This is a genomic window from Ruegeria sp. BA12, assembly GCF_056539625.1.
Genome location: NZ_JBQFVF010000001.1, coordinates 864,084 through 881,042, shown reverse-complemented (window position 1 = coordinate 881,042; position 16,959 = coordinate 864,084). Strand labels below are relative to the sequence as shown.

13 protein-coding genes are annotated in these 16,959 nt (G+C 56.8%); 4 read left to right on the top strand and 9 right to left on the bottom strand.

What is annotated here, in order from left to right; all coding sequences use genetic code 11:
• Window positions 1-13: 13 nt before the first annotated feature.
• From ACR0B0_RS04305 to ACR0B0_RS04265, 9 genes are all read right to left on the bottom strand, one after another.
• Window positions 14-469, bottom strand: a complete 456-nt coding sequence (locus tag ACR0B0_RS04305) for a cytochrome c-type biogenesis protein (protein WP_170348606.1) — start codon at window positions 467-469, stop codon at window positions 14-16.
• Complete coding sequence (locus tag ACR0B0_RS04300) at window positions 466-2,430, bottom strand: heme lyase CcmF/NrfE family subunit (protein WP_480646568.1); 1,965 nt, start codon at window positions 2,428-2,430, stop codon at window positions 466-468. The genes ACR0B0_RS04305 and ACR0B0_RS04300 overlap by 4 nt, the downstream gene beginning before the upstream one ends.
• 74 nt (window positions 2,431-2,504) lie before the next feature.
• Window positions 2,505-3,083, bottom strand: coding sequence for a holin family protein (locus ACR0B0_RS04295; protein ID WP_480646566.1), 579 nt, complete (start codon window positions 3,081-3,083; stop codon window positions 2,505-2,507).
• The gene (locus ACR0B0_RS04290; protein WP_480646564.1) at window positions 3,074-3,685 is read right to left on the bottom strand and encodes a holin-associated N-acetylmuramidase; all 612 of its coding nucleotides are present in this window, start codon (window positions 3,683-3,685) and stop codon (window positions 3,074-3,076) included. Before ACR0B0_RS04290 ends, ACR0B0_RS04295 begins: the two co-directional genes overlap by 10 nt.
• Before the next feature lie 115 nt (window positions 3,686-3,800).
• Entirely contained in the window at window positions 3,801-4,247 is a 447-nt protein-coding gene (ccmE, locus tag ACR0B0_RS04285) for a cytochrome c maturation protein CcmE (protein WP_170348602.1), read from the bottom strand.
• 7 nt (window positions 4,248-4,254) lie between these two features.
• Complete coding sequence (gene argC, locus ACR0B0_RS04280; protein ID WP_226688491.1) at window positions 4,255-5,283, bottom strand: N-acetyl-gamma-glutamyl-phosphate reductase; 1,029 nt, start codon at window positions 5,281-5,283, stop codon at window positions 4,255-4,257.
• A 94-nt stretch (window positions 5,284-5,377) separates the two neighbouring features.
• Complete coding sequence (locus ACR0B0_RS04275; RefSeq protein ID WP_170375186.1) at window positions 5,378-6,187, bottom strand: glutamate racemase; 810 nt, start codon at window positions 6,185-6,187, stop codon at window positions 5,378-5,380.
• Between the two features lie 8 nt (window positions 6,188-6,195).
• On the bottom strand, window positions 6,196-7,074 hold the full coding sequence (locus tag ACR0B0_RS04270) for a lysophospholipid acyltransferase family protein (RefSeq protein ID WP_480646561.1): 879 nt from the start codon (window positions 7,072-7,074) through the stop codon (window positions 6,196-6,198).
• Window positions 7,075-7,155: 81 nt separating this feature from the next.
• A complete protein-coding gene (locus ACR0B0_RS04265; RefSeq protein WP_480646559.1) occupies window positions 7,156-10,575 on the bottom strand; it encodes an indolepyruvate ferredoxin oxidoreductase family protein in 3,420 nt (1,139 codons plus the stop codon).
• Window positions 10,576-10,744: 169 nt separating this feature from the next.
• Here ACR0B0_RS04265 and ACR0B0_RS04260 point away from each other — a divergent pair, with 169 nt between their 5' ends.
• The 4 genes from ACR0B0_RS04260 (at window position 10,745) to ACR0B0_RS04245 (ending at window position 16,908) form a co-directional block, all read left to right on the top strand.
• Window positions 10,745-11,653, top strand: a complete 909-nt coding sequence (locus ACR0B0_RS04260) for a LysR family transcriptional regulator (RefSeq protein ID WP_170348597.1) — start codon at window positions 10,745-10,747, stop codon at window positions 11,651-11,653.
• Window positions 11,654-11,933: 280 nt separating this feature from the next.
• On the top strand, window positions 11,934-14,216 hold the full coding sequence (locus ACR0B0_RS04255) for a mechanosensitive ion channel family protein (protein WP_425080700.1): 2,283 nt from the start codon (window positions 11,934-11,936) through the stop codon (window positions 14,214-14,216).
• Window positions 14,217-14,376: 160 nt separating this feature from the next.
• On the top strand, window positions 14,377-16,536 hold the full coding sequence (gene purL / locus ACR0B0_RS04250) for a phosphoribosylformylglycinamidine synthase subunit PurL (protein ID WP_170348595.1): 2,160 nt from the start codon (window positions 14,377-14,379) through the stop codon (window positions 16,534-16,536).
• A gap of 135 nt (window positions 16,537-16,671) precedes the next feature.
• Entirely contained in the window at window positions 16,672-16,908 is a 237-nt protein-coding gene (locus tag ACR0B0_RS04245; RefSeq protein WP_170348594.1) for a BolA/IbaG family iron-sulfur metabolism protein, read from the top strand.
• Window positions 16,909-16,959 lie beyond the last annotated feature (51 nt).

Below are 16,959 nucleotides of genomic sequence, written 5' to 3'. Positions count from 1 at the left end.
GATGAACGCGGGGTCAGTCTTCAAGAATCTGGCGCAAACGCTCTTTCTCAGCCTCGCTGAGCGTGTCCTTTTCACCCGTGACCTGAACCCGGGACCGTTTGCGCAGGAAACTCCAGCCCATGAGGGCTGCGATCAACAACATGATCGGGCCCGCAAGCCACAGCATCAGATTCGATCCCGAAGTGGTTGGCTTCAGCAAGACATATTCGCCGTAGCGATCGACAATGAAAGCGATTGCCTCGTCATCCGTGTCCCCGGCCACCAGTCGCTCACGCAACAACAGGCGCAAGTCACGGGCCAGTTCGGCGTTGCTTTCGTCGATGCTCTCGTTGCGGCAAACCAGACAGCGAAGGCCGGTGCTAAGGTCGCGCGCCCGCTGTTCCAGCGCTGGATCGTCCAGCACTTCGTCCGGCTGTACGGCAAACAGGGGCGACGCGATGAGGGACAGGATCAGGACCAGACGTTTCATTCCGCAGGTACTCCGCCCGATGGCGCCTTGCGCGCACCTGCCGCCACACGGAACCGGCGGTCCGACAGGCTGAGCAGCCCGCCCAGAGCCATCAGGATACACCCACCCCAGATCCAGTTGGCCAGCGGCTTGATATAGGTCCGCATGACCCAGCCACCATCCGCTTGCTGATCGCCGATTACCACGTAAAGATCCCCCAGGAACCGATAATCAATCGCAGCTTCGGTCGTGGGCATCCGTGCCACTGAGTAATCGCGCTTTTCAGGATGCAATGTTCCCATAGGCCGTCCATGCTTTTCGACCCGAACGTCAGCAGTGGTCGAGAAATAGTTTGGCCCTTCCACAAGCCGGACGTCTTCCAAAGTCAGAGTAAACTGCCCCACCTCGAACGGCTGACCTGGTTGTGCAACACGAATGTCTTCGACCTCCCACGCGGTCAACCCGGCGATGGCGAACATGGTCACGCCCATACCTGTATGAGCAACGGCCTTGCCCCAATCCGCACCGGGCAAACGAAACAGACGTTTCAGATTGCCTTTGCGGCCCGTACGGCTCCACAAATCAACCGCCGCGCCAAAGGTGATCCACGCGCCCAGGAACAGCCCAACCGGACCCAGCGCACTGCGCTCTGTTTGCATTGCCCAGACCAGCAATGCCAGCGCAACGGCCAGAACAAAGGCATAGCGCAGCGAATAGGCAGTTTTGCCAAGCTTGCCGCGCTTCCACGGCAACATCGCACCCACTGGCAATGCAATCCCTAGCGCCACCATGAAGGGCGTAAATGCCGAATTGAAGAACGGCGCGCCGACCGAGAGTTTGCGGTCAAAGGCCATCTCAGCCACCATCGGCCACATTGTTCCGACGAATACGACGAAACAGCTGACGGCCAGCAGGATATTGTTCAACACCAGCGCGCTTTCACGGCTGACCATGCCAAAAACGCCCTTGGCCTCCATCGCCTGCGCCCGCGCGGCAAACAGGGTCAGCGCGCCGCCGATGAAGATCACGAGGATGATCAGGATGAACACGCCACGCTCGGGGTCATTGGCAAACGCATGGACCGAAGTCAGAAGACCCGAACGCACAATGAAGGTACCAATCAGCGAAAAGCCAAAAGCAATGATTGCCAGCAGGATCGTCCAGCTTTTCAACGACTCGCGTTTTTCCACGACGATGGCCGAATGCAACAGCGCAGCGGCCAGCAGCCATGGCATGAACGAGGCATTTTCGACAGGATCCCAGAACCAGAACCCGCCCCAGCCGAGCTCGTAATAGGCCCACCAGGACCCTAGCGCGATACCGATGGTCAGAAAAACCCAAGCCGCCAGCGTCCATGGGCGTACCCACCGGCCCCACGCGGCGTCTACGCGCCCTTCGATCAGGGCGGCGACGGCAAAGCTGAACGCCATGCTCAGCCCCACATAGCCCAAATACAGAAACGGCGGATGAAAGGCCAAACCGGGGTCTTGCAGCAACGGGTTTAGATCGCGCCCGTCAAAGGGGGCCACGATCAGCCGGTCAAACGGGTTCGAGGTGAATAGGATAAACGCGAAAAACGCGACCCCAATTGCTCCTTGCACCGCCAATACCCGCGCCTTCAAAGTCGGCGGCAAACCGCCCCCAAAAAACGCGGCCATCGCGCCAAACAAGGACACGATAAGAACCCACAACAGCATAGAGCCTTCGTGGTTACCCCATGTTCCGCTGATCTTGTACAACATTGGTTTGGCCGAGTGACTGTTTTCAACCACGATCCTCAGCGAGAAATCGGACGTCACAAAGGCCCAGACCAGCGCACCGAACGAAAAGGCAACCATCGTAAATTGAATGATTGCCGCCGGTTCAGCGAAATTCATCCAGCTAGGCCAGCGTTTCGCTGCGCCTATCAGTGGAACCACCGATTGCACGATGGCAACCAGAAAAGCGAGGATCAGGGCAAAGTGGCCAAGTTCGGTAATCATGGCCCGGGTATATTCCTGTTCCGGGGCAAGCACCAATCACTTTCGCCCCTTTGGGGCGAGCATAGTGTCGCGGTTTAGGCCACGCGATTGCGTCGCCAATCCTCAAGCGCCGAATTTGCGTCCGGACGGCCTGCCTTTTCCGCCAACTCGGCGTCCGTTCCGGGATTTGCTGCGCCGACAGCGTCGCCATGCATTGCCTTCAGGGCTTGCAGGTTTTCTAAAACCTGAGGCGTGCGCTGCATCGTTGCGGTGATCTCTCGCTGCAGGTCTTGCACCTTGGCCTGATGACGCGCGCCGAAATAGAAGGACACAATCACCCCCAGCAACCACCACAGGGGTTCCGGTACCAGGGCAATCCCCTGCATTCGGGCCGCAAACCACAGCGGATCGACCATCGCCGCGACAAACAAACCCAAAGTACCAAGTGCCATAGCCGGTCGCGGCAGACGGTTGAGCCCATCCATGAACCGGTCAAACGCGCCCTTATTAGGGCCCTCAAATTCATCTCCGAACTGAACCATCGCCTGCTGTCGCAAAGCCAGACCACGCTCTGCCCCGTTTTCAGCATTTTCCCTGAATATTTCAGCAGTTTCCCGCACGACATTTCGGCTACCGCCAAACAAAAACGTCAACACGTCCGTGATCAAACCCATCCTGAAACCCTCGCTTGAAATTCCGCGTCACTCAGGTGGTAAATCGGCGAAACAAATTCCTCGGCCCGGCGAATCCAACCGCCCTTGCGGCCCGCCCGAGTGCGGGCATATTTGCGTGACGCAGGTCGATGATCTGCCAGACGGAAATAGTAGTTCCGCCGCGCCACACCGTACGCATCCCTGAGTGCATCCGGATCGGGGTCAGCCGCATCCCGGCAGGCCCACGCGGTTTTGGGACCAATTGCCCCATCAACCACGATTTCGAATCCCATATCGCGCAACAGACGTTGCAGGATTTTGACCGCGTGACTGCCAGCGTTGACATACATGTCAAAAACCGAAGCCCGCAATTCGTGCGGCAAGAGGTCCAACCGCGGTTGTTCAAAATAATGCTGCACGAAAATATCAATGGCCTGAGATTTGCTGAGCATCCGAACATCGGTGCGGTTGATTATCCCGTCACCTGAAAGATCAAGCCCGAGACGCCGCATCGTGTGAATGGTCACCCCGTATTTCGTCGCGCCACCGGGATCGTCCGAATCGTCCACAAAGCCACCTTCTCGCGCCACGATCTCAGTTGCAATCTGTCGCACCGTCTGCATCGCACCCTCCGCCTGCCGTTGACCAAACGCTGAGGCTAACCGGTTAATTTGGCGCAATGAAAAAGGGCGCTGCATGCGCAACGCCCATCAGTTCTTGCTTGTCAGCTAAGGTAAATCAACTTTCACCAGCCTCTTTGTAAACACCCTGTTCTTTCAGGGCATCCACCACCTCTTTCGGCATGTACGTTTCGTCGTGTTTTGCAAGAATTTCTGTGGCTTCGAATACACCGTTCACGTAAGAACCCGTCCCTACCATGCCCTGGTTTTCCGCAAACAGATCCGGCAGAACCCCGGTAAACGCCACCGGCACACTTTCACCGCCATCGGTCACGACGAAACGCACCGTCTCGCCCTGCCCGCGAATGATCGAGCCTTCCTCGACCAGACCGCCGATACGAAACACTTCTGTCGGTTTCGGGGGTTCAGCAATCACCTGGCTGGGAGAGCGGAAAAAGTTAATGCCATCGCGCATCGCAAACCCAATCAACCCCGTCGCCAAGACCAATGCCACGACGGCCAGAAGAATGACTTGTACTCGACGACGTTTCTTGAGCGTTTTCATACCGTCCTCACGGGAATAGCGGGGCCATCATCAGCCCCCGGGTTTCATCTTCACCTAACATCAGGTTGGCGTTCTGCAAGGCTTGGCCGCTGCTACCTTTTGTCAGGTTATCCAATGCGCCGATCACGATGGCGCGGCGTTCGATCCGATCGCCGACAACACCGATATGGCAGAAATTCGAACCGCGCACATGGTGGGTCGAAGGTGTTTCGCCGAACGGCAACATCTGAATAAAGGGTTCATCTTCATAGGCTTTGGCAAGTGTCTCATACACACTTGCCGAGTCCCCTTTGACGTAAGTCGTCGCAAGAATTCCCCGGTTAGCCGGGATCAGGTGCGGCGTGAACTGCACATGCACCGTACGCCCCGCCAGTGCCGAGAATTCCTGATCGAACTCACCCAGATGCCGGTGCGTACCGCCAACGGCATACGCATTGTAGCCTTCGCTGAGTTCCGCATGCAGCAGATTTTCCTTCAGCGACCGGCCTGCGCCCGAAACGGCGCATTTCAGATCCAGCACAATATCATCCAAATCGATAACACCTGCAGAAATCAACGGACGCAGCACATACTGACCCGTCGCTGCATTACACCCGGTTCCCGCGACCAACCGCGCATTGCGGATGTCATCCCGGTAGAACTCGGTCAGGCCATAGACGGCCTCGTCCTGCTGTTGCAGCGCGGTGTGCGGGTTTCCGTACCATTTTTCGTATTCATCCGGGTCACGCAGACGGAAATCCGCGGACAGATCAACGATTTTGAGGTTTTGCGGCAGGTCACGAATGACCTCTTGGCTAGTTTTGTGTGGCAAGGCGCAGAAACACAGGTCGACCGTGGAAAAGTCGATCTCAGAGATTTTGCACAGGTCTGGCAAATCCATGTGACGCAGATGCGGAAAGACCTGTGCCATTGACATGCCGGCCTTCCGCTCGGCGGCCAAGGCAGTGATTTCCATATTCGGATGCTCTGCGATCAGCCGCACCAGTTCGGCGCCGGTATAGCCGGATGCGCCCAAAATTGCGATTTTATGGGTCATGTCAGACCTCTTGTTCCAGTGTGTCACAAATCACGACCGCCGATGTGACGGTCTTCGAATAAAGGAGAGTGTGCAGCAGCGTCCTTGACCTAAGTCAGGCGGCCTCGAACGAAATTTGTCGTCGGAGGAACTGCGTCGCCCGGTCGCTGACAAAATCTGGCTTTCCAGTAGTCAAGAAGCCACCCTTGCCTTCGCCCTGCATGTTGGGGTGACGTTGAAGGTAATCCCCAAGGCTTTCAGCAACCAAGGCGCCCTGACTATAAACCTGAACATCCGGGCCCAAGGCGGCCTGAAAGGTTTCCGCCATCAACGGATAATGCGTGCAACCCAGAATGGCTGCTTGCGGTTCTGGCATTTTCCGTTTCAGCGCATCTACATGGCTGCGTACCAGTGCCTCGGCCAAGATCATGTCGCCGTCTTCGATGGCATCGACCACGCCGCCGCACGCTTGCGCCTCGACGTCTACGCCGATGGCTCGGAACGCCAGCTCTCGCTGGAAGGCTCGGCTAGACACCGTTGCGGGCGTGGCAAACAAGGCAACGTGCTTTACGGCAACCTCACGCGGAGGGCTGTTGTCGCCCCACTGCCGCTCAGTCAATGCCTCGATCAAAGGCACAAAGACTCCCAGGACACGCTTGCCGGCAGGCACACCCTCTTCCTGCATCCGACGCAGCGCGGCGGCGCTGGCGGTGTTACAGGCCAGAATCACCAGATCGCAGCCACGGTCCCACAAGTTGTAAACAGCGTGCCGTGTCAGAGCATAAATATTCTCGGCGTCCCGCACGCCATAGGGCGCATGCGCGCTGTCCGCAAAGTACAGAAAATCCACGTCCGGCAGACGTTTCTGCGCGGCGTCAAGAACGGTTAAACCGCCCAAACCAGAATCAAAAATGCCTACTGCCATTAGCCTCTTTAGGCGCGATGCCGTTCCTCGAATTCATAGCCGTAATCATAAGATTTCAACGGCGTCGGGGACAGCTCATACGTGGCTTTGCGCAAGAAATCCATCATCTTGCGCGTATCCGTGGCCAATGGGTCCAGAACGTCGCGGCCGATGGGCTCTCCGATCACCACTTTGACAGGCGTATCCACGCGTTTTTTGAACTCTTTGATCAGCAGTCCCATGCGTAAAGTATTGTGCAAATGACTGGCAATCTGGAACAAGCGCGACGTGTGACCGTCAAAGAAGACCGGCACTACAGTGGCGTTCGATTTGGCCACCATTCTTGCCGTGAACCCACGCCAGCCTGGATCCATCGGGTGTGAAAAGGGTTTGAGCCCGGTGCTGACCGTACCACCCGGAAATATCCCGATGGCTCCGCCCTCGTCCAAATATTTCAACGCCGCTTTGCGCGTCTCAAGGTTCTGTCTCATCGCCTCTTTGGTTTCGTCAAACGCAATCGGCAGGACGATCTTGTTCAGATCCTCGGCTTTGCGAAACACGTGATTGGCCAAAATTCGGAAATCGCCACGTGTCTGAGACAGGATGTGGCCCATCATCAACCCGTCCAGAATACCGTAAGGATGATTGGCAATCAGAATTAGAGGCCCGGTCGTCGGAATATTCGTCAACGAACCGTCAACAATATCCAACGACAGACCATAGCGATCCACCATGACCGACCAAAAGTCGCGCCCTTTGGCGACCTCTTTCTCATACCCGTCTGCGCGCTTGATCAATCGCAAACGCCCAGTGGTGTTCTCCATCAGCTTGATCACCATCCGCCCCCCTTTGGTTGCGGCGGAATAGGCATAGGATATGTCACGAGCGATATGGCGGCGCGAGGGCATACGACTCTCCGAGAGTTTGCGGCCTGCAAGATAAGTATAAGCGGCAATTTTGCCTAGGTTTCGTGACAATCCCGTTACGGTTTATTCGGCGGCAGCGCGCAGCTCTGGCCCTCCGTTCCGTATGGTGGCCAGTAATTCCTCGCGCCGCTTGGCCGCCTTGGCCTCGTTGGCCTGCAACACCGGCCCGAACCCGCGAATGTCCAGCGGCAATTGCGCCAGCGCAATCACTGCGTCGCGGGTCTGAGGTGTAACAAGAGGTTTTATCTCATTGAGATCATTTTCATATTGCTTGATCAACGCGCGTTCCATCCGCCGTTCTGCACTGTAACCAAAAATATCCAGAGGTGTTCCCCGCAGTGACTTCAACCGCGTGAGCAGTTTCATCGGCTTCAAAATCCACTCACCGAAGGAACGTTTGCGCGGACGTCCGTCAGCACCAGTTCCGCCAAGGATGGGCGGGGCCAGGTGAAAGGTCATTTTGAAATCCCCGTCAAACTCGGCCACAGCTTTTTCGCGGCTGCCCAACATCAACCGGGCAACCTCGTATTCATCCTTGTATGACAACAACTTATGATAGCCTTTTGCCACGGCTTCGCGGATTGCTTCATCATCAAACATGTCCACCATTTTGCGATATCGTTTGGCCAACCGACCGCTTTGATACGCTGTCAGGTGCTGCGCGCGATAGTCGATCTTTTGCTCCAAAGATCTTGGCATATCTGACACGTTAGGCTTTAAAATACCTGCAACCTCCTGCGAGTGCAGAACCGCCCAACGCCCAATGTCAAAAGCACGCTTGTTGCGCTCGACCGCAGTTCCATTCAGTTCGATGGCCTGAATTACGGCATCATGGCTGATGGGCAGCAAGCCCTTCTGCCAGGCCGCACCAAATACCATCATGTTGGAATAGATCGAGTCGCCCATCACCGCGCGCGCCAGATCGGTTGCGTCAAACAGTGAGACGTCATCCTTCAACCGCGCCTGCAAGGCCAGTTCAAGCCGGTCACCCGGAATACGGAAATCGGTATCGCGGGTGAAATCTCCGGTCACCGTCTCATGGTTGTTGATCACAGCCCCGGTTTGACCCGCGCGCGTCAGACCCAACGTCTTGGCCCCGGCAGAGACAACCAGATCGCCACCGATCAGTGCATGTGCCTCACCTGTGGCAACACGAATAGCGCTGATATCCTCGGGCCGGTTTGCCAAGCGACAATGGATATGAACGGCACCACCTTTTTGAGCAAGGCCTGCCATCTCCATCATTCCGGCGCCTTTACCGTCGATCTGTGCCGCCTGTGCCAAGATCGCACCCAGCGTCACCACACCTGTGCCGCCAACACCAGTGATCACCACGTTATGTGTCCCTTTGATTTCAGGCAGCACTGGTTCAGGTAGATCCGGTAGATCGATATCGGTGGTTGCTTCCTTGCGGATTTTTGCACCTTCCAAGGTTACGAACGACGGGCAAAACCCGTTGAGGCAAGAGAAATCCTTGTTGCAGCTTGATTGATCAATAGCCCGTTTGCGACCCAACTCCGTCTCTTCCGGCACAATCGAGACGCAGTTCGATTGCACGCCGCAATCGCCGCATCCCTCGCAAATGTCAGTATTGATGAATACGCGCTTATCGGGGTCAGGAAACTCACCTCGTTTGCGCCGACGCCGTTTTTCGGCCGCGCAGGTTTGGATGTAGACGATGACCGAAACACCCTCGGTCTCGCGGAACCGTTCTTGTACCCGCATCAAATCCGCGCGCTCAAAGGTTTCCACACCAGCAGGCATCGCCTTGAAATTCACATCTTCCTTTTCATCATAGACTACGGCCACGTTCTGCACGCCCATAGCCTTGACCTCGGCTACGATCCGTTCCGCCGACAGTCCGCCCTCGTTTTCCTGACCGCCGGTCATGGCGACAGCGTCGTTGAACAGGATTTTGAAAGTGATGTTGGTGCCCGCAGCCAACGCCGCCCGGATCGCCTGCACGCCGGAATGGTTATACGTCCCATCACCAAGGTTCTGGAACACGTGCTTGGTGGTCGAAAATGGCGCTTCGCCAATCCAGTTTGCGCCCTCACCCCCCATCTGCGTGAACCCGGTGGTCTCGCGGTCCATCCATTGCACCATATAATGACAGCCAATACCCGCATAGGCGCGACTGCCGTCGGGCAACCGGGTAGAACTGTTATGCGGACAGCCCGAACAGAAATACGGCAGACGAGTCGCGATTTCTTCGGCGTTATCGGCTCGGCGGGCTTCGGACAGTTTGGCCAGACCGGCACGGACGCCTTCTGTGTCGTGGCCCTCTTCAATCAGAATCTCGCCCAGTTTTTCGGCGATCATGTTGGGGTCAAGCGCGCCGCGGGTTGGAAACAGTTCCTCGCGATGCAAGGTGCCAGCCCCGCCCTTATACCAGCCGTACACACGGCGGCCGCGACGGTCGTCAAAGATGGCTTCTTTGACCTGAACCTCGATCAATTTTCGCTTTTCTTCAACGATAACAATCAGGTCCAGTCCTTCAGCCCAGTCGTGAAATCCAGTCATATCCAATGGGAAAGTCTGGCCGATCTTGTAGGTTGTGATCCCCAACCGTTCAGCCTCATCCGCGTCGATGTTCAGCAACGACATGGCATGGGACAGATCCAGCCAGTTCTTGCCGGCCGCGACAAACCCGATCTTGGCGCCGGGTTTGCCCCACACACGCTTGTCCATCTTGTTGGCGTGCGAGAACATCTCGGCCGCGAAACGTTTGTGGTCGATGATCCGCCCTTCTTGCAGGTGCGGCGTGTCGCCCAAACGTATGTTCAATCCGCCCTCGGGCATGTCGAACTCGGGCACGACAAGCTTCATCCGGTCAGCACTGCCATCAACGACCGACGTGACCTCAATCGTGTCCTTCATCGTCTTCAGGCCAACCCAAAGCCCCGAAAACCGGCTGAGCGCGAAACCGTAAACGCCATAGTCTAAAATCTCTTGCACACCCGCAGGGCTGACAATTGGCATGTACATATCAACCAAAGACCATTCCGACTGATGCAGAACGGTCGAGCTTTCGCCAGTATGGTCATCACCCATCGCCACCAGCACGCCGCCATGTTTGGCCGTACCCGCCATATTGGCGTGGCGCATCACGTCACCGGACCGGTCTACACCCGGCCCCTTGCCGTACCAGAGACCGAAAACACCATCGAACCGCCCATCCCCGCGCAGCCCAGCCTGCTGACTGCCCCAAAGCGCTGTGGCGGCTAGGTCCTCGTTCAAACCGTACTGGAACGTGATGTCGCTTTCAGTCAGCTGTTTCTGTGCCCGCGTCATCTGTAGGTCCACCGCGCCCAGCGGTGAGCCGCGGTACCCGGTCACCAATCCAGCTGTATTCAGTCCTGCCTGCGTATCCCGGGACTTTTGCATCAGCATCAGGCGAACCAGCGCCTGCGTGCCGTTCAAAAGAATTGGATTCTTATCCAGATCGTAACGATCATTTAGCGATATTTGCGGCTGACTCATCAAACGCCTCCCCACGTCAGATCAGTGTGCTATATATTTCTACATTTTAGGTCATAAATTCTGACCTGCATAGGGTTTATCCCCTGAAACCTAAGGATTTCACCGTTTGAATGTAGAAGTTGCTACCTATTTCATATAGGCAGTTCGAAAGATAACGAAAGTTGCGGCGATGGATTGGGACAAGCTTAGAATATTTCACGCAGTTGCGGATGCAGGCAGCCTGACTCATGCGGGTGACAAGCTAAACTTGTCGCAATCGGCCGTCAGCCGACAGATCAGAGCGTTGGAAGAGTCGCTTGATTCGACGCTGTTCCACCGCCACGCGCGCGGGTTGATCCTGACAGAACAGGGCGAGTTGTTGTTTGACGCAACCTCGGCCATGACAAAACGTCTGGACGCTGCTGCTGCGCGCATTCGCGACAGCGAAGAAGAAGTGTTTGGCGTTCTGCGCGTCACTACTACGTACGGCTTTGGCACGCTTTGGCTGGCACCGCGCCTGCCGAAACTGTACGACCAGTTCCCCGATCTCAATATCGACCTGATGCTGGAAGAGCGCGTGCTAGACCTGCCCATGCGCGAGGCTGATGTCGCCATCCGCATGAAAGAGCCCAGCCAGGCCGATCTGGTCCGCAAACGCCTGATGACCGTGCAGATGCAGCTGTATGCGACGCAGGAATACATCGATACCCATGGCGGTATGCTGAAATCTTTGGACGAAATCAAAAATCACCGGCTGATCTGTCAGACACCTTCAGCACCGCAAGTTGGTGCGGGAGCTGCGATGGTGCGCCATCTGATGACGTACAATCCAGGATCCCTGCTGACCGTGAACAATTATTTTGGTGTGCTTCAGGGTGTGCTGCATAACTTGGGTATTGGCGTCCTGCCGGACTACGTTACCCAAGGGCTTCCCAATGTCGCGCCGATCCTGTCGGATATCGAAAGTGCGGATGTTCCCGTATACCTCGCCTATCCCGAGGAACTGCGCCATTCCAAGCGCGTCGCGGCCTTCCGTGACTTTGTTCAGGATGAGATCATAACGCAGCGCAAACAATTGAAGCAGATGGGAAAACTCTAGCTATGCACCACTGGCATAGCGGGGTTGATCAGCAATCATTCTGAAATCTCTTGATCGTTCACAAAGTGATCCCTAAATGAACTCTCGAAGGCGGTGATGCTGAAACGCTCATCATCTTCATACCTCCCTGTTGGACTACGGCCGAGCTTAGTGCTCGGCCTTTTTTTTGGCCATTCGGCAACGCGCGCTGTGTTCGGCTGGCAAAACATCTGGGAAACTCGGGCACTTAGACCTATGATCACGAAAAATTCACGAAGACTTGTGTTCGAGGACAGATTCGATGTTTCAGCCCCTTCGCCTTTTGTTGGCGATACTTTCCGTCATTTGCCTTTCAGGGCCGGTTCTTGCGCAGGATAGCGGATCGACCGGTTCCTCAACCACTATCAGCATTCCCGATGATCTGACGCCTGAACAGGTGGACGATCTGGTCGCGCGTATGTCTGACGATCAGGTCCGCGCTATTTTGCTTGAGCGTTTGGACGCGGTCGCTGAACAAAAGGCTGCCGAAGCAGAGGATCGCGAAGATCCCATCAAGGAAATCGGCGCAATTTGGGCGGCAATGGTGACGTCCTGGACGCAGGTCGTGGTCACGGTGCCGAATATATTCAGCGCTCAGGCCCATGCGGCCGAGAACTTTATAAGCACATTCGGATCAAGCGGCGCTCTTACGCTGATGGGTTTGATTCTGAGCGTTTTGATTGCAGGCTACATTGCGGAAAAGCTTTTCTACCTGCTCACCAACAGATGGCACAGTCAAGCAAGTGCGACCGAGGAAAGTGACCTTTGGGGTGCGGTAAGCTTCCTGTTTCGCCGCTTTTGCCGCGAGATTGCTGGGCTAGTTGTTTTTTATGTCGTGATCCGCGCCTTGGGACGCGGATTGTTGACGCCTGAACAACTGACCTACGCCGCACCTTTCGTCCTTTACCTGATCTGGGTTCCACGCCTTGGCGCGGCTGCCTCGCGGTTCATACTGGCCCCGAACCAACCCCAATATCGGCTGGTCAACATTGACGACCACTGGGCAAAATACCTGCACCGTAATCTGATCGGGCTGTTGATCCTGATCGGGTTGACGTTGTTCATTATCCATTTCAACGAATTGAACGGCATCACCGGGCGTGAAACCCGGATCGGGTTCTGGCTGAACGGTGCAATCCACATCTATATCGGAGTGATTGCCTGGAAAGCCCGTGAAGGCCTGTCCCAGATGATGCTGGGGACAGACCCGGACCACACCAAGTTCGACGAGGAAGTCGCTCATTATTACCCATATTTCGCCATCGGCGTATCTGCGGTGATCTGGCTACTTGTCGAGTTCCTGGCTGCTCAGCGCGACCCGATGTTGCGCGCCTTGTTGCTGCAGGGTGCACATTTCACCACCATGTTCTGGCTGCTGATTGCACCCGCTCTGGACACGCTGATACGTGGTTTGGTGCGCCATCTGCAGCCGCCGATGCAGGGCGAAGGCCCCGTGGCCGAAAAGGCGTATAAATCGACCAAGCGCAGCTATATCCGCATCGGACGGGTCTTGGCTGGCATTCTGGTCATCTTGATGATCGCCAACGCCTGGGACCTTGATCTTCGGGAAATCGCAGGCGGCGGCGATGAATCCGGCAGCAAGGTTATCCAGTTCTTTATTATTATTGCCGTTGGCTACATCCTCAACGAGCTTGTGTCGCTTTGGGTCAATCGCCGTCTGGCCAAAGAACAAGCAGCCGATCAAAGCCCGGATGAAGAGGCTGGCGAAGGAGGTGGCTCGGGTGGGTCACGATTGGCCACCGTTCTGCCCCTGCTGCGTGTGACCGCTCAGGTCGCTATCGCGGTCATCTTTGTGCTGCTGGCGCTTGGGGCGTTGGGGATCAACATCACCCCCCTGCTGGCCGGTGCTGGTGTTCTGGGTCTGGCCATTGGATTTGGCGCACAAAAGCTGGTGGCCGATATCGTGGGCGGTATCTTCTTCCTGGTCGATGACGCCTTCCGCGTTGGAGAATACGTAGATGTCGGTGGCACCACCGGGACGGTCGAAAAAATCTCGATCCGTTCAATGCAACTGCGCCACCACCGCGGGCCGGTTCACACTATTCCCTACGGTGAGATTCAAAAGCTGACCAACTACAGCCGCGACTGGGTCATCATGAAGCTGAAATTCACCGTGCCCTTCGACACCGACCCCAACAAGGTCAAGAAGATCTTTAAGAAGATCGGTGCCGAGATGATGGAGGACGAAACCCACAAGGACGGCTTCCTGCAGCCCTTTAAGTCGCAAGGCGTGTTCGACTTTGATGATGTCGGCATGATCATCCGCGGTAAGTTCATGGCCAAGCCGGGTAAGCAGTTCACCCTGCGCAAGGAAATCTTCAACCGTGTGAAGGCCGCGTTCAAGGAAAACGGCATCGACTTTGCCCGCCGCGAGGTGCGCGTTGCGATCCCCGGTCTGGATGACGCGGACAATCTGAGTGAAGAACAAAAGGCCGCCATAGGCGCAGCCGCAGGTGAGGCCGCCAACCAGCAAGCGGAACAGCAGGCTCAGAAACCGAGTTCAGAACACGGCGCGCCAAAATAGCAACCTGACACTATGAACAATACAAAGGCCGCCCTCGAGGCGGCCTTTTTTCATCGGATTGGCACAGGAAACCCTCTGACCCCGGTCTTAACCCTTTCCACCGACGCGCCCTTGCCCTAAAAGGCGCGCAATCTCGGCCACCTTGAGAACAGGACAGACGATGCAAGAGCCCGCCATCACACCGGATCTGATTGCCGCCCACGGATTGAAGCCCGACGAATACGACATGATCCTTGAGATCATCGGCCGCGAGCCGACCTTCACCGAGCTGGGCATCTTTTCCGCCATGTGGAATGAGCATTGCTCGTACAAGTCCTCGAAGAAGTGGCTGCGCACCCTGCCCACTTCGGGTCCGCAGGTGATCTGCGGTCCGGGTGAGAACGCCGGTGTCGTTGATATTGGCGATGGGCAAGCGGTTGTTTTCAAGATGGAAAGCCACAACCACCCATCTTACATCGAACCCTATCAGGGCGCGGCGACCGGGGTTGGTGGTATCTTGCGCGATGTCTTTACAATGGGTGCGCGTCCCATTGCGTCAATGAACGCACTGTCCTTTGGCGAGCCCGGCCACCACAAGACCCGCCAGCTGGTCAATGGCGTTGTCGAAGGCATCGGCGGCTATGGCAACTGCTTCGGAGTACCCTGCGTCGGCGGCGAAGTTCGATTCCATCCCGCCTATAACGGCAACTGCCTTGTGAACGCTTTTGCCGCAGGGCTGGCCGACAGCGACAAGATTTTCTACTCGGCGGCGTCCGGCGTCGGCATGCCCGTCGTCTATCTGGGTGCCAAGACCGGCCGTGACGGCGTTGGCGGCGCAACCATGGCCTCGGCCGAGTTTGACGACACGATCGAAGAAAAACGCCCCACCGTTCAGGTTGGCGACCCCTTCACCGAAAAGCGCCTGATGGAGGCGACGCTGGAACTGATGCAGACCGGTGCCGTGATCTCAATCCAGGACATGGGTGCGGCGGGTCTGACCTGTTCCGCCGTTGAAATGGGCGACAAAGGTGGTCTGGGCGTGCGCCTCGATCTGGAGAACGTCCCTCAGCGCGAAGAGGATATGACAGCGTACGAGATGATGCTGTCTGAGTCTCAGGAACGCATGCTGATGGTCCTGAAGCCTGAGCTTGAGGCAGAAGCCCGCGCCGTGTTCGAGAAATGGGATCTGGATTTTGCCATTGTCGGCGAGACCATCGCCGAAGATCGCTTCCTGATTGTCCATAACGGCGAGGTTAAAGCCGATCTTGTGCTGTCGAAGCTGTCTTCCACCGCACCGGAATACGACCGCCCGTGGGAGCTTACGCCCGAAGCCGAAGAACTGGCCGAGGTCCCGCAGATCGACCCGATCGACGGCCTGCGCGCCCTCCTCGCTTCGCCGAACTATGCGGGCAAGCAATGGGTGTACGAACAATACGACACCATGGTCATGGCCGACACCGCGCGCACGCCGGGTCTGGGTGCGGGCATGGTTCGCGTGCATGGCACAGACAAGGCATTGGCCTTCACCAGCGATGTCACCCCCCGCTATGTGCGCGCCAACCCGGTTGAGGGTGGCAAGCAGGCCGTCGCCGAAGCGTACCGCAACCTGACTGCCGTTGGGGCAAAACCACTGGCCACCACCGACAACCTGAATTTCGGAAACCCCGAAAAGCCCGAGATCATGGGCCAGTTTGTTGGCGCAATTCAGGGTATCGGCGCTGCGGTCGCCGCGCTGGACATGCCCATCGTGTCGGGCAACGTGTCGCTGTATAATGAGACCGACGGTCAAGCGATCCTGCCTACCCCGACCATTGGCGCGGTTGGCCTGTTGGACCACACCGACGAAATCATCGGTAACGAGGTCCGCGAAGGCCACGTCGCGCTGGTCATCGGCGAAACAAATGGGCATCTGGGTCAGTCGGCCCTTCTGGCCGAAGTGTTCAACCGCGAAGACGGCGACGCGCCGCATGTCGATCTCGACGCCGAAAAGCGCAATGGTGAGTTTATCCGCGCCAATCGCGAGATGATCAAAGCCTGCACCGATCTGGGTGATGGTGGTCTGGCCTTGGCGGCTTTCGAACTGGCCGAAGCCGCAGGCGTTGGCGTTCACCTCGACGAAGCCTCGACCGAGTTTTTGTTTGGCGAAGATCAGGCCCGATATCTGGTTGCCTGCAACTTTGACCAGGCCGAGGCGTTGATGATCGCAGCAGGTCAGGCCGGTGTTCCACTGGTCTCGGTAGGTCGCTTTACTGGTGACGCCGTCAAGGTCGGCAATTCCGAGGCCCCTCTGGCCGAGTTGACCGACACATTCCGCGACAGCTTTGCCGCCGCTGTGGCCTAATCATAGCTTGGAACTTATTCGCAAAACCTGTGCCCACACCGGCGCAGGTTTTGTCGTTTCAAGCCAACCATCACACCCTTGCACGCCCCGCCCCGGCGCTCTACATCTTGGGAAAGACCTTCAGGAGTTACCTACATGCCGATGAGCACCCACGAAATCGAACACTTGCTGCGCGAAGCCTTTCCGGATGCGGAAATTCAGGTCGGCGGGCATGACGGCGTGCATATGTCCGCCATGGTCGTGGACGAAAGCTTTCGCGGGAAAAACCGGGTGCAGCAACAACGCGCGGTCTATGCTGCGTTGAAAGGCAAAATGGACGGCCCGGATGGAGAATTACACGCGTTGGCGCTGACGACGAAAGTGCCTGAATGACGATCACGTTCTGGATTTACACGATTTGCGGTTTACTGGCATGTGCCGGTT

Coding starts and splice junctions, on each gene's coding strand:
- argC (WP_226688491.1), bottom strand. CDS start 5,283: ATGACCCATAAAATCGCAATTTTGGGCGCATCCGGCTATACCGGCGCC.
- ACR0B0_RS04305 (WP_170348606.1), bottom strand. CDS start 469: ATGAAACGTCTGGTCCTGATCCTGTCCCTCATCGCGTCGCCCCTGTTT.
- ACR0B0_RS04270 (WP_480646561.1), bottom strand. CDS start 7,074: ATGCCCTCGCGCCGCCATATCGCTCGTGACATATCCTATGCCTATTCC.
- ccmE (WP_170348602.1), bottom strand. CDS start 4,247: ATGAAAACGCTCAAGAAACGTCGTCGAGTACAAGTCATTCTTCTGGCC.
- ACR0B0_RS04245 (WP_170348594.1), top strand. CDS start 16,672: ATGCCGATGAGCACCCACGAAATCGAACACTTGCTGCGCGAAGCCTTT.
- ACR0B0_RS04300 (WP_480646568.1), bottom strand. CDS start 2,430: ATGATTACCGAACTTGGCCACTTTGCCCTGATCCTCGCTTTTCTGGTT.
- ACR0B0_RS04295 (WP_480646566.1), bottom strand. CDS start 3,083: ATGGGTTTGATCACGGACGTGTTGACGTTTTTGTTTGGCGGTAGCCGA.
- ACR0B0_RS04265 (WP_480646559.1), bottom strand. CDS start 10,575: ATGAGTCAGCCGCAAATATCGCTAAATGATCGTTACGATCTGGATAAG.
- ACR0B0_RS04275 (WP_170375186.1), bottom strand. CDS start 6,187: ATGGCAGTAGGCATTTTTGATTCTGGTTTGGGCGGTTTAACCGTTCTT.
- ACR0B0_RS04290 (WP_480646564.1), bottom strand. CDS start 3,685: ATGCAGACGGTGCGACAGATTGCAACTGAGATCGTGGCGCGAGAAGGT.
- ACR0B0_RS04255 (WP_425080700.1), top strand. CDS start 11,934: ATGTTTCAGCCCCTTCGCCTTTTGTTGGCGATACTTTCCGTCATTTGC.
- ACR0B0_RS04260 (WP_170348597.1), top strand. CDS start 10,745: ATGGATTGGGACAAGCTTAGAATATTTCACGCAGTTGCGGATGCAGGC.
- purL (WP_170348595.1), top strand. CDS start 14,377: ATGCAAGAGCCCGCCATCACACCGGATCTGATTGCCGCCCACGGATTG.